Annotated in this window: 10 protein-coding genes and 4 tRNA genes; 11 read left to right on the top strand and 3 right to left on the bottom strand. The window is 41.3% G+C overall.

What is annotated here, in order from left to right; translation table 11 throughout:
- Window positions 1-3: 3 nt before the first annotated feature.
- From GX348_10960 to GX348_10945, 4 genes are all read left to right on the top strand, one after another.
- Window positions 4-80, top strand: a tRNA-Asp gene (locus tag GX348_10960).
- 33 nt (window positions 81-113) lie between these two features.
- A tRNA-Phe gene (locus tag GX348_10955) sits at window positions 114-189 on the top strand.
- A 7-nt stretch (window positions 190-196) separates the two neighbouring features.
- A tRNA-Thr gene (locus tag GX348_10950) sits at window positions 197-272 on the top strand.
- A gap of 3 nt (window positions 273-275) precedes the next feature.
- Window positions 276-349, top strand: a tRNA-Gly gene (locus GX348_10945).
- A gap of 89 nt (window positions 350-438) precedes the next feature.
- Here GX348_10945 and GX348_10940 read toward each other — a convergent pair.
- The gene (locus GX348_10940; GenBank protein NLP42680.1) at window positions 439-1,800 is read right to left on the bottom strand and encodes an amino acid permease; all 1,362 of its coding nucleotides are present in this window, start codon (window positions 1,798-1,800) and stop codon (window positions 439-441) included.
- Window positions 1,801-1,820: 20 nt separating this feature from the next.
- Window positions 1,821-2,288 (bottom strand): Lrp/AsnC family transcriptional regulator, encoded by a 468-nt coding sequence (locus GX348_10935; protein ID NLP42679.1) that lies wholly within the window; start codon window positions 2,286-2,288, stop codon window positions 1,821-1,823.
- A 197-nt stretch (window positions 2,289-2,485) separates the two neighbouring features.
- On the opposite strand from GX348_10935, the gene GX348_10930 reads away from it, so the two are divergent.
- Together GX348_10930 and GX348_10925 are read left to right on the top strand one after the other, a co-directional pair.
- Window positions 2,486-2,671, top strand: coding sequence for an H-type small acid-soluble spore protein (locus GX348_10930; protein NLP42678.1), 186 nt, complete (start codon window positions 2,486-2,488; stop codon window positions 2,669-2,671).
- Between the two features lie 218 nt (window positions 2,672-2,889).
- Window positions 2,890-6,135, top strand: a complete 3,246-nt coding sequence (locus GX348_10925) for a DEAD/DEAH box helicase (GenBank protein ID NLP42677.1) — start codon at window positions 2,890-2,892, stop codon at window positions 6,133-6,135.
- Here GX348_10925 and GX348_10920 read toward each other — a convergent pair.
- Window positions 6,121-6,657, bottom strand: coding sequence for a hypothetical protein (locus tag GX348_10920; protein ID NLP42676.1), 537 nt, complete (start codon window positions 6,655-6,657; stop codon window positions 6,121-6,123). The genes GX348_10925 and GX348_10920 overlap by 15 nt on opposite strands.
- Before the next feature lie 205 nt (window positions 6,658-6,862).
- Between GX348_10920 and GX348_10915 the strand changes: the two genes are divergently transcribed.
- The 5 genes from GX348_10915 (at window position 6,863) to GX348_10895 (ending at window position 12,528) form a co-directional block, all read left to right on the top strand.
- Window positions 6,863-7,231: a pyridoxamine 5'-phosphate oxidase family protein gene (locus GX348_10915; protein ID NLP42675.1), complete on the top strand. Its 369-nt coding sequence runs from the start codon at window positions 6,863-6,865 to the stop codon at window positions 7,229-7,231.
- A 223-nt stretch (window positions 7,232-7,454) separates the two neighbouring features.
- Window positions 7,455-10,562: an EAL domain-containing protein gene (locus GX348_10910; GenBank protein ID NLP42674.1), complete on the top strand. Its 3,108-nt coding sequence runs from the start codon at window positions 7,455-7,457 to the stop codon at window positions 10,560-10,562.
- A 96-nt stretch (window positions 10,563-10,658) separates the two neighbouring features.
- Window positions 10,659-11,006 (top strand): ArsC family transcriptional regulator, encoded by a 348-nt coding sequence (locus tag GX348_10905; GenBank protein NLP42673.1) that lies wholly within the window; start codon window positions 10,659-10,661, stop codon window positions 11,004-11,006.
- Window positions 11,003-11,605: a hypothetical protein gene (locus GX348_10900; GenBank protein ID NLP42672.1), complete on the top strand. Its 603-nt coding sequence runs from the start codon at window positions 11,003-11,005 to the stop codon at window positions 11,603-11,605. The genes GX348_10905 and GX348_10900 overlap by 4 nt, the downstream gene beginning before the upstream one ends.
- A gap of 83 nt (window positions 11,606-11,688) precedes the next feature.
- Complete coding sequence (locus tag GX348_10895; protein NLP42671.1) at window positions 11,689-12,528, top strand: HAD family phosphatase; 840 nt, start codon at window positions 11,689-11,691, stop codon at window positions 12,526-12,528.
- Window positions 12,529-12,583: the final 55 nt, after the last annotated feature.

Raw genomic sequence — 12,583 nt, 5'->3', positions numbered from 1 at the left:
TACGGCCCGGTGGTTCAGTTGGTTAGAATGCCGCCCTGTCACGGCGGAGGTCGAGGGTTCGAGTCCCTTCCGGGTCGCCATTTTTTTTATCAGCTCTGCGCTGATGTTCACATGCCTCGGTAGCTCAGTCGGTAGAGCAGAGGACTGAAAATCCTCGTGTCGGCAGTTCGATTCTGCCCTGAGGCACCATCTAAAAGCTGGCTTAGCTCAATTGGTAGAGCAGCTGACTTGTAATCAGCAGGTTGGGGGTTCAATTCCTCTAGCCAGCTCCATATGCGGGTGTAGCTCAATGGTAGAGCCCTAGCCTTCCAAGCTAGTCACGTGGGTTCGATTCCCATCACCCGCTCCAACGAATTAACCCCCCTCAGTATTCTGAGGGGGGTTAATTAAGTTCCTTCATTAATATTGGAAGTAACCAAGACAAGTTTGACAATGCTATTATTTTTTTGCTGCTGTTTTAAATTTGTAACCTATATACAAGCATAGTAGCCATACAGGTGCAATATACAACGAGAACCGCATATCAGGCAAGAAGGCCATAATAACGACAACAAGAGCTAAAAAAGCCAAACAGATATACGATGTAAGAGGATATAACGGCATTTTAAACAATAGCTGTTTATTGGGCTGTTCTCTGTTTTTACGAAACTTTATCTGTACAAGTAAAATAATCGCCCAATTGATAATAATGGAAATTGTAGCTACCGCCATTAAATATAGAAATACCTTTTCGGGGTTTAAATAACTTAATAATACCGTAAAGAGTGTAAACACTGTGGAAACTAATATCGCAACGACTGGTGTACCCGATGAATTTAGCTTACCAAAGATTTTCGGAGCATTGCCTTGTGCCGCCAAACCATATAACATTCTGCCATTACTATATAATGCACTATTATAAGCAGATAATGCTGCTGTAAGAACTACAAAATTTAACAAGTTAGCTGCTGAGGGGATGCCTACATGGGAAAAGATCTGAACAAAAGGACTGCCTACCGCCGACATTTCATCCCAAGGGAATATTGCTAAAATGACCCCCATAGCCCCTACATAAAACAGTAAAATTCTCCATACGACCTGGTTAATGGCTTGTGGAATCGTTTTGCGAGGGTTTTCAGCTTCACCAGCGGTAATTCCAACTAGCTCTATACCACCAAATGAGAACATGACTAAAACTAATGACATAATAATTCCCTGTATGCCATTTGGCAAAAAACCGCCGTGCGTCCACAAATTACTAATACCAATAGGTTGTCCGCCATTACCAACACCAAAAGCGATCATTGCGATACCAAAAACGATCATACCAATTATTGCTAAAACCTTGATGATAGCAAACCAAAATTCAAACTCTCCAAAGGCTTTTACATTAACCAAATTAATGGAGGTAATAACTATTAAACATACCAGTGCCGAAACCCATGTTGGAATATCAGGGTACCAATAATTAATATAGGTACCTACAACCGATAATTCGACCATAGCAACGACCACATAATTAAACCAATAATTCCATCCCGCTATAAAGCCTGGAAGTTCGCCCCAATATTGATATGCAAATTGACTGAACGAACCTGACACCGGATGTTCGACACACATTTCACCCAAAGCTCGCATGATAAAAAATATTATAATGCCACCGATTAAATAAGATAAAGTAATAGCTGGTCCGGCCATTTTTACTACCGCTGTTGAACCGTAAAACAGCCCTGTGCCAATGGCTCCTCCCAGCGCAATCATTTGAATGTGACGATTCTTGAGGCCACGTTCTACTTGGTTATTTGAATTATTAATATCCAACACAGCTACCCCTTTTACACTTACTCTTCTTCAACAGGTATTGAGAAGGTTCTTTTTTCCGTATTGATGACGATGTTAGCTTCCACCCGACTCACCCCTGGTATAGCCATAAGTGAATCAATGACAAAGTCCTTGTAAGTCTGCATATCTTTAGCAACAACTTTTAGAAGATAGTCTGGATTACCAGTAATAGCATAGCATTCAAGCACTTGTGGAATCTTATTAATTTGCTGTAAGAAAAAATTAGTAGTTTCTCTGGTAAGTGGAGACAAAGCTATCATAATAAATGCAGTCGTTTCCATACCGAGTCTTTTTTCATCAACAATGGTAGTAAATTGTTTGATAACACCTGATTCTTTTAGATTCTTTGTTCTTGTCAAACATGTTGATGTAGACAAACCAACTAATTTTGATAAATCCAAATTAGATATTGAAGAATCTTGTTGTAAAGCACTTATAATCGCTTTATCATATTTATCAAGTGCCATTTTATTATAATTCTCCTTTCTGCTAAAAATACAAAATTATATGTGGTCATTGTTACATAATGCAACATTTTATGCTATTTTGTCAACTGTTTTGAATAGAATGTGAGAAAAGTATAATGCCCGCATTTACTCTTTTCTATCGGCTAGGATATTTTTCAGTATAATACTCATACTAAAATTGAAAGGAGTGTTTGATTATGCTGGAGAATAGGGCAATAGAAATTATTAGTTCTCCTAGGTTCATAGAAGTTACCTATAATGGCCAGCCGGTTTGGATTGAGTCGGTAGACAAACGGACGGATTTGGCGGTTGTCATGCCTTGCGGTAGTGATGAAAAGATCGAAGTACCGCTTGATGAACTTGTTGAAGAATTGGAGTTATGATACGCAAGTTATTTCTGTATATTAAATGTAGACAAGTAGAAAAACCGGAACCGAATTAAATCGGTTCCGGTTTATTTTGGCTTATAGGAGGAAGATTATTGCGAAACGCGATAGTAGACTGGAAAGTCTTTCTCCAAGTATTTACGTATAGCGAAATTATAAGTAACGGCATGATATAATAATTAGATAACATGCTTAGCGCTAAGAAGGGATTTTTTATGTTGACAGACGGACAGATCAGATCAGAAGCAGCCTTGGGCTCGTCGTACACAAGAGGATGCCAGTATCACCGAGATGGCTATGTGCGTGAAGTGAATTTTTATCCCGATGAACGGATTTTCCAGGCCCGCGTTCAGGGGCGCGAGCTGTATACCATAAATGTAAAGCTTGATGCCCAAGATAAAATTAAAAAGTTTGATTGTGATTGCCCCGCCTTTTATAGCTATAACGGGGCATGCAAGCATATTATCGCTGTATTAAAGTCTATTCAAAAGGATTGGGCAAACTATTTCGAACCTGGAAATGTGCCTCTTACCTCGGCCACCCAAAAACTACTGAATTTTTTCAAGAAAAATGCCGTAAGCGAGGTTAAACAAAGTCCTGATATTTCTGTTAAGTTAGCAGTAAAGTTTAACTTTAATAGTCAGTCGAACAGAACGGCGTGCTGGTTAGAATTTCTCATTGGCAATGGTAGAATGTATGTCCTGAGAAACATTCCCCAGTTGCTGGCAGCTCTCGAGAATAGTCAAGAAATTGTCTATGGTAAAAGCTTTACATTACAGCCTTCCAATATGAAATTCGATGAATATTCTGAGCGCCTGCTAAAAATTCTCAATGATGCTTATACAGAGGAAAAACAGCGAGAAACTTGGAGTTATTATGCAGCGGCAGGCTCGGTATTCGCAGATCCCAGACAATTTAAACTGACTAATTCAAGTTTGCGCCAATTTTTTGATGCTATGGGGGAGCAGCCGTTTAACGCCGTCATAAATCACAAAGAAATAGCCGCCCTGCAAATAACAAGCGCCCGACCGCCACTGAGACTCCTTGTTAATGCGATTGATGGTGGACTTAAGTTGGAACTTGATCGTCCTGATCAGCTTATGTACGGGTTGGACGCCGACTGCAATTATTTATATTATGATAAGGTAATTTACAAGGTTGATAAGGAATTTGCAACCTACATAAAACCGCTTATCAAGTGCTTTAGCGAAACCCGTAAACCGGCAATAAGCATCCCTACTGCGGCTATTTCGGATTTTCACTCCGCAATGTTACCGGCCTTGGAAAGAATTGTCCCTGTCAAGATAGACGAAATGCTGTTTAAGAGATTCTATAAGCAGCCTTTAGAGAAATCTGTTTATTTAGACAAGGCTGGCGTTGGGATGAGTGCTCGAGTCGAATTTCGATATGGTGAGGTTATAATCAATCCTGGCGATGCTGCGGCCCAAGATCAGATTGCATTTAATGATAAATGGGTTCTGCGATCATTCGTCGATGAGAATAAGCTAATAGACCTTTTTACTGCTTATGGCTTTAAATGGGTTGACGGAGAACTGACTCAAACTGACGAAGAAGCAACCTATTGTTTTTTGCAGGAGGGGCTGCCAGAGTTAAGGGATATCGCTGAAGTTTTTTATTCGGACGATTTCAAGAATATAAAAATTCGCCCTACCGGGCGTATTGTAGCCGGTATCAGGCTAAACAGCGAAAGCGATTTATTGGAACTATCATTACAGTACCAAAATATGAATGCAAAAGAACTCATTGAGCTCCTAGCAGCCTATAAACTCAAAAAACGGTATTATCGTCTTCCTGAAGGCGGGTTTATACCGCTTGATTCTAGCGAATTCGAAGCAGTTGCCGGGCTAGTTGCAGATCTTGGCCTCCGTCTAGCTGATATCGAGAAAGATGTAATTGAGCTGCCCAAATATCGCGCTTTGTATTTGGATAGCTTAGCGCGAGAAATGGATGATTTTGAGTTGGAACGAAGTAGCACCTTTAAGAGAATGGTGCAGGATATTCGTGAACCGGCTGATATAGATTATGCTGTTCCGGAAAATATTTGCGGCAAGTTGAGAGGGTATCAAAAAACCGGCTTTAAATGGCTGAAAACATTAGCCAGTTATGGTCTAGGCGGAATTTTAGCTGATGACATGGGACTGGGAAAAACACTGCAGGTTCTTACTTTTATCCTATCTGAGAAAAAAGAGGAGACTCAGCCCTCATTAGTTATCGCCCCTACCTCGTTAGTGTATAATTGGCAGGACGAGGCTGCCAAATTTACTCCAAGTCTAAACGTCCTTGTACTCTCTGGTTCTCAAGAAGAGAGGCTAGACAAGTTTGACGAAATTGATCAGGCCGATATAGTTGTTACTTCGTATGGTATGGTCAAACGCGATATTGAATTCTATAAAACTAAACGCTTTAAATACTGTTTCATTGACGAGGCCCAGCATGTTAAAAATCCCAACACCCTTAATGCTAAAGCGGTAAAAAGAATCAGGGCAAAATGTTATTTTGCCCTAACTGGGACGCCTATCGAAAATACCCTGACCGAATTGTGGTCAATTTTTGACTTTATCATGCCAGGTTATCTAAGATCTCACAAAGCATTCGTTGCTAGATTTGAGGCGCCGATTGTTAGAAATGGCGATGAAAAAGCCTTGCATGAGCTAAGCCGCCATATCAAGCCCTTCATTTTGCGGCGGATGAAAAAAACAGTGCTCAAAGAATTGCCGGAGAAGATTGAAAGTAAGATGAGCAGTGAGATGACTGAGGAACAGGCAAAAGTTTATGCTGCTTGGTTAGTTAAGGCGCGTACTGAATTTGAAAATGAGTTAAAGGCAAACGGCATGGAGAAAAGTCATATTAAGATATTATCGCTATTAACTCGCTTACGGCAGCTCTGCTGTCACCCTGCGCTTTTTATTGATAACTATTCCGGCGGCAGCGGCAAACTGGATATGCTGCAGGAGATATTGAAAGATGCTGTGAGCGGCGGCCATCGGGTTTTATTATTTTCTCAATTCACCGGTATGCTGGATTTGATCAAGCAAGAACTAAATGCTCTTGAAATGTCTTACTACTATCTGGATGGGTCTACTAAAGCCGAGGAACGAATGCGGCTTGTTAAGGCTTTCAACGCCGGTGATAAAGATGTTTTTCTTATATCGCTTAAGGCAGGCGGGACTGGTCTAAACCTAACGGGCGCCGATGTTGTAATTCATTTTGACCCGTGGTGGAATCCGGCGGTTGAAGACCAGGCTACCGACAGAGCTTATCGCATCGGGCAGAAGAATGTTGTGCAGGTTTATAAGCTGATTGCTAAAAATACAATTGAGGAAAAGATTTATGAGCTGCAGCAAAGGAAGAAACAAATGATTGATACGCTTATAAAACCTGGGGAAAATTTCTTGAACAAAATGTCTGAAGAAGAAATTCGGAACCTATTTGCCGAATAGATTATCATCTGGCAGACTGTCCATTTTAACCGTCAGCTTCGGCAATGCCTGCCTAACGGCTTCCTGGCAGGCTCTCTCAAGGGGAACAACAGTATCGCGGAAAACTGTACGCTGAACAATCCGGTCGTCTAACCATTTATCCTGCGAAGGCATATAAACAGAATAATTCATTAAAACGGTAGCCACTGTATCAGTCGGCTTTATATCAGAGGCCAGACGGGCTTTAGTATAGGGTGGATCATAAAAGCACTGCAGCTCGATTAGAACAACGCAGCCCCCATCTAATTGCCCAATTTTTTTTGCTAGTTCTTTGCGATTTACGGTTTTGCTTCCATCAAAAACTACGGCAAAATATCGATCAGCTAGATAATCATCAACCATTTTACAAGTGTTTTTGTTTACATCTGCAGGTAGCCATGTGGCTGAAGAATAGGTAGAGATAACAGCCAAGTTTGGACTTGCTGACGCACATTGGCCTATTAAAAATAAGGCAAGCAATAAAAGTAGTAAAATCCGGGTCATACTGGAAACCTCCTTTTTAGCAACTATATTTTTCCTGCTACGATTTATATGTCGAATATTGATATATCATGTTTTTAATGAGAAAGGGTTGACTTAAAAACATTTTGGGGCCTAATTTAAAGTTTACTTGGGCAGAATAGTAATGATTGGCTAGGTTACAGCAGGATAGCACAGGAAAATTTAGCCGTAGAAGTGGAGGGATAATATGCTACCAGAAAAATTTCACCAGATTCTTAAACATGAAGGTGTTGTCGCAATTGCTACCCAGGGATCGGACGGGCCGCATTTGGTCAATTCATGGAATAGTTATATTGAGGTAGCTGGAGATAAGTTGCTTATCCCGGCCGGTTATATGAATGAAACGGAAGATAATATTGCTAAGAATAATAAGGTGCAGCTCACTGTTGGAAGCAAAGAAGTTGAAGGCTTTAACGGACCAGGAACGGGTTTCCTAGTCAAAGGTACCGCCAAGTTTATAAAGTCAGGAGCAGAATATGAAGCAATGAAAAAACGGTTTCCTTGGATACGGGCAGTTTTAGAAGTTACTGTTGATAATGCAAATCAGACACTTTGATAATATCTTTATAAATATTGTGTGTGAAAAAGCGGCCGCCTTGCCGGTTAAACCGACAGGTGCCGCTTTTATTGTAGAGATATAAGCTTATAGACTAAGGAAAATTAGATTAATTAAAAAGATTTTTTATGACAAGAATTCAAGGAATTTGTCAAAATAGGAAGAAAGAAGAAATATGTATAAGTCTTATGTGTAATGTCTAATCGAAGGGGAGCGGACTAATATGCCTGTCTCAATTCGTCATCAACTGATGATTATTATAAGTTTGCTAATAGTTATCACACTTGCCGCCGTTCTCACAATTAGCTACTGGTTGGTTTCAGTAGATTATGAAAAGAAAATGCAGCAAAATAATTCTATGATGGCGGAGAGCCTGGCATCAAACATTTCCCAATTTATGCAAAATGCTTACAGCATTAACGGTTTGATGGCCAAAAATCACTGTCTTATTAATTCTGATCAGGAGGAACGGCAAAAATTAGTTTCTGATATTGTATGGCAGTATCCTTACTTTCAGGTTGTAGCTGTTCACAATCTTAACGGCGATCAAATAGTTCGTTCAAGCGGACCGTTGGGTAACCGGGCGGAAAGATGGTGGTTTAAGAAATTCATGACTGAAAGGCAGTCATATATATCAAGTACATACTATTCGCTAAGTTCGGGGTCACCTATTACGAGTATTATTCACGGCATTTATGATGATGACCGCCGCCTTGTGGGCGTGCTAATGGCTGACATGGAAATCAGAAAGCTGCAGCAAATGGTTGATAGCTTTAGCTCGGATGACGGCAGTTATGCCTATTTGCTAGACGACTCAGGAATTGCAGTTGCTCATCCCGATAGGAAACAGGTCGCAGAGCTTTATAATTATAAAACAATGAAAAAGAAGGTAGCGCTGCGCGACGCTGACGGCCGCCTGTTAACAGACGAAAAAAATAACGAAATCACCCAGGAAATAAGCTTTGAAGTTGCACCTTCCCTGCAGGCTATTGTTGCCAGCGTTATGGCCGGAGGAACCGGAGTAGGTGAATACACCGATCTAAACGGTGATGATTATGTGTGTGCTTATAGGATAGTTCCAATCCCGGGTTCGCAGCCCTGGAGTCTTATTGTTGTTCAAAAGAAGAGTACTGCGTTGGCTTTTATGAGAGATGTAACTATAAAGACTACGCTTGTCGGTATTATAGTTTTGGCACTATCAGCACTGCTAACGCGTTGGTTTTCGCGGCGAATTACCAACCCCTTAACTAACATTGTTGAAGCAACTAACAAAATAAAAAGTGGCGACTTAGCAGTGCACCTTACCGGCAATTCTTCAAATGAAATTGGAATTTTAGCGGCCAACTTCAATCAGATGGTAAGCGAACTACGGTTGCATCGTGAAAGAGTGGAAGACTTAGTTTCTGACCGGACAGCCGAGTTGGCGGTTGCCAATCAGGAAATGGAAGCTATGAACGAGGAACTTGCTGCCATTAACGATACGCTCGGTGAGACGAATAACCGTTTAAGGGAAGAAAATGAGGTTAGACGGCAGACCGAAGAAAATCTCCTACTGCGAGAACGCCAATATCGGGCAACAACTAGCCTGCTGACCCGGCCAATCACCGAGATGGAAGAACTTATGGAGACTATAATGCGTAACGCCGTCCAGCTGCTTAAGGCCGACTCAGGCTATATTGGGCTATCTGATGAGAAAGGAAAAGAGTTTTACATACACTATGGGATCGGTATTGATGAATCACGTATTATGGAGCCTCAGCCTATTGGATTAGGAATGCAAGGCCATGTATATAAGACCGGTAAGTTATTTTACATTGAGGATTATAGAAACTATCCTCATCGAATTAATGATGAAAGATTAGACCGCTCAACGACCGTCATTATGGTGCCGCTTAAACAAGCCGGCAAGGTTAAGGGTATCCTAGCTGTAAGCTGGCTCGATATAATCCACCCTGTTAGTGAGGACGATTTAGAAGTATTAAGCCAGTTTGGCGACTTGGCTGCAGTAGCTATAGAACGGGCGAGTACGCATGCGAAGATCAGCCAGATGGCCTACCATGATGCACTGACAGGCTTGCCCAATCGTGCTAGTTTGAACTTGTTTTTGGAAGCAGAAATGGAAAAAGCACGCTGCGGTGAGGCTAGCGGTGTCATTTTACTCGTCGATATCGATGAACTGAAGTCAGTGAACGATAATTTTGGTCATTCTTTCGGCGATAATATTATAATGGCAGTCTGCATGAATCTCGTGCGTGCTTTTGGGGAAACGGCTCGGGTGTTCTGTGTCGGCGGCGATGAATTTGTAATTGTCCTACCTGGGCAATTCAGCCGGGAAAAGACTGTCCAAATCGCAGATAAGGTAATAGGAGTGCTTTGTCAGGAGTATGAGGTGTCAGAAGATAAAATCCATATGTCAGCCAGTGCCGGGGTAGTGTTCTATCCTGAAGACGGTGAAACGGCAGAGGACATTCTAATGAAGGCTGATAGCGCAATGTTTGCTGCTAAGAAGGCAGGAAAAAATTGCTGGCGGTTTTATGAACCTATCTTGCTTCAGGAAGCATACGAAACGATGATGCTGACAAACAGTCTGCGCCGCGCCTTGGAGCGGGGAGAACTTTCGCTTAATTATCAGCCGCAAATGAATCCAGACGGTGAATATCTCGTCGGTTTTGAGGCGCTACTTCGTTGGAACAGCCAGGAGCATGGGTGGGTTTCCCCAGCTCGATTCATTCCTTTAGCCGAGCAAAGCGGCCTTATCTTACCAATCGGTCAATGGGTGCTGAGAGAAACTTGCCGGTTTGCTAAACGCTTAGCTGATATGGGTAAGGAGCATATCTTGGTTTCGGTCAATATTTCGCCGCGTCAGCTAATGGCAGATGATTTTGTTGATTCTGTGCGCACGTGCATCCAAGCTGCCGGGGTAGATCCAGGACAAATTCAGCTTGAAATTACCGAAAGCGTTCTGATTGAGTCTATCGAAGACAGTGTAAAAAAGCTTTGCCGATTAAGGTCACTTGGAGTGACGCTAGCGCTTGATGATTTTGGCACAGGATATTCCTCGTTAACTTATTTAAGAAACCTGCCGGTAGGAGTACTAAAGATCGATAAGTCTTTTATTGATAAGGTAGAAGACGATGTAATACAGCTGCACATGGTAGGCTCCATTATTGATCTAGGACACTCACTAGGATTGTCTATTGTAGCTGAAGGTGTAGAGACAGAGGAACAGCTGAGGCTATTAAGGTATTGCGGTTGCGATTGTATTCAAGGCTATATATATAGTCGCCCCATTCCAGAGGAGGCTGCTATAGACTTTCTGACTAGTCATTGAATATTTATAATAACTTTATAAAGGTTAGTCCTTGCTAATTTGCTGAAAGTCAGTTAAATTAGGAGGGGCTAACCTTTTCGCTAGATGGAGGTAAACATGAGTATCCAAATTTTTGGGGTTAAGAAGTGCCAGGAAACACGAAAAGCTGAGCGCTTTTTTAAAGAACGCTCAATACCTTATCATTTTGTTGATCTGACGGTACGCGGGCTGAGTAAAGGCGAGTTAGATAAAGTAAAGGCTGTTATCGGTCTGGAGAATCTAATTGATAAGACCGGCAAAGAATATGCAAAACGTAATCTTAAATATATAGCTCATAATATCGAGGAAATGCTACTAAATTATCCTTTGCTATTTCGAACGCCTATAGTTCGGAATGGGTCTAAGACAACGGTGGGATATTGCCCAGATGTGTGGCAAAATTGGCTAATTGGAGGAAAGATATGAAAATTAAAGTACCAAACAAAATTACCAAAGAGGTTGAAGAATTATGCCATAGAATTAATGAGGACCGCCAGCCTGTATACGTAACTGTTGACACTACCGTTCCGGCTAGCCAAGACACAGACTGTATTAAAAATGTAGCCCTGAAAATTGTGAAAGATGGCGGCGATTTCCAGTTCGGCTGGGCTATTTGGGAATGGCCGTCGGTAATGCTTGAAGCGGAATTCTGGGTGGTGTGGGTAAACCATGACGGACAGCTAATTGACGTTACCCCGCGTGGCAGAGGCGATAAAATTCTGTTTATTTCAGATGACAAGACAAACTTTGAGGGGAAACCGATTGATAGTATTCTACAGCCAATCCTAGATCATCCGCTTATCATGCAATATATCGAAATTAATCAACAAATCTGGCAGAGAACTGACGCGCTGACAGCAGCCGGAAAAAGTGAAATGGCTATCTGTGAAGTTGTTGCGCCGTTAATTGAACAAAAAGACGCTTTAGAGAAAGAAATTGATGAAACACTATCAGGCGGAGTAGGCCGCAATGATTTATGTCCATGCGGCAGTGGCAAGAAATTCAAAAAGTGCTGCGGACATTAGACTGATGTCTTCTATATAGAGGAATAAGGTCTGGGCCAAAGTGCAATATATAGGTAACTGCGGTATTAGGAAAGGATTTTAGGATGGCCTACAGACTGGTCTGTATCGATGTTGACGGGACGCTTTTAAATAGTAAGCATAAAATTACGCCAAGAACGAAGGACGTCCTATTAAAGGCTCACCGGCAGGGGGTTCATATCGTAATAAGTACCGGACGAATGTACACTGACGCCGAGTATTATTCTAATCTCATTGGTGTAAAGTCACCGGTTATTGCATCAAATGGAGCATTCATAAAAGAAAAAGACTGTGATAAGGTAATTTTTAAGGACGTTCTCGGTGAGAAGTTATCCCTGGAACTGCTTGAAATATTTCGCCGTCATAATACAAGGCCTTATTTTTGCACTCCGCATAAATTTTATTACGGTAATATTATGTTTAAGTTTTTCCATATACTTGCTAGGCTACTAGGTGTAAGAAGTAACAACCTGGATATTGAATTTGTTTATTCCTGGCAGCGATGGCGGCAGGTGCTATGTAAGGAACGGGATAATATGGTCAAATGCGAATTAATTTTTAAAGATGCGGCGTTAATTGATGATTTGCGAAATGAGTTAAAAACGATTGATCGGTTAGAAATTGTCGATTCTTCCAAATATAATATTGAAATTACCCGAAAAGGGGTTTCCAAAGGCAAAGCGGTAGAAATGTTGGCATCGCTGTATAATGTGAAGCGGGAAGAAGTTTTGACAATTGGTGACAGTGAAAATGATTTATCAATGATAGAATATGCCGGTCTTGGTGTAGCGATGGGCAATGCTTCCGACGTTATAAAAGCAAAAGCCGATTATATTACAGATACTAACGACAATGACGGCGTAGCCGAGGTAATAAGTAAATTTATTCTGAATAAAAATATTTAAAATTATATTTCGCAATAAAGGCTAGGAAACCGTAAAAACTACGGCTCCTAGCCTT

It is taken from the genome of Veillonellaceae bacterium (assembly GCA_012523975.1).
GTDB lineage: Bacteria > Bacillota > Negativicutes > JAAYSF01 > JAAYSF01 > JAAYSF01.
Note: the sequence above shows the minus strand (reverse complement) of the source record. Positions and strands in the feature narration are given on the sequence as shown.

Bases quoted from the DNA above. Each gene is read 5' to 3' on its own strand.
- GX348_10935 (NLP42679.1), bottom strand. From the start codon at position 2,288: ATGGCACTTGATAAATATGATAAAGCGATTATAAGTGCTTTACAACAA.
- GX348_10930 (NLP42678.1), top strand. From the start codon at position 2,486: ATGCTGGAGAATAGGGCAATAGAAATTATTAGTTCTCCTAGGTTCATA.
- GX348_10925 (NLP42677.1), top strand. From the start codon at position 2,890: ATGTTGACAGACGGACAGATCAGATCAGAAGCAGCCTTGGGCTCGTCG.
- GX348_10920 (NLP42676.1), bottom strand. From the start codon at position 6,657: ATGACCCGGATTTTACTACTTTTATTGCTTGCCTTATTTTTAATAGGC.
- GX348_10915 (NLP42675.1), top strand. From the start codon at position 6,863: ATGCTACCAGAAAAATTTCACCAGATTCTTAAACATGAAGGTGTTGTC.
- GX348_10910 (NLP42674.1), top strand. From the start codon at position 7,455: ATGCCTGTCTCAATTCGTCATCAACTGATGATTATTATAAGTTTGCTA.
- GX348_10905 (NLP42673.1), top strand. From the start codon at position 10,659: ATGAGTATCCAAATTTTTGGGGTTAAGAAGTGCCAGGAAACACGAAAA.
- GX348_10900 (NLP42672.1), top strand. From the start codon at position 11,003: ATGAAAATTAAAGTACCAAACAAAATTACCAAAGAGGTTGAAGAATTA.
- GX348_10895 (NLP42671.1), top strand. From the start codon at position 11,689: ATGGCCTACAGACTGGTCTGTATCGATGTTGACGGGACGCTTTTAAAT.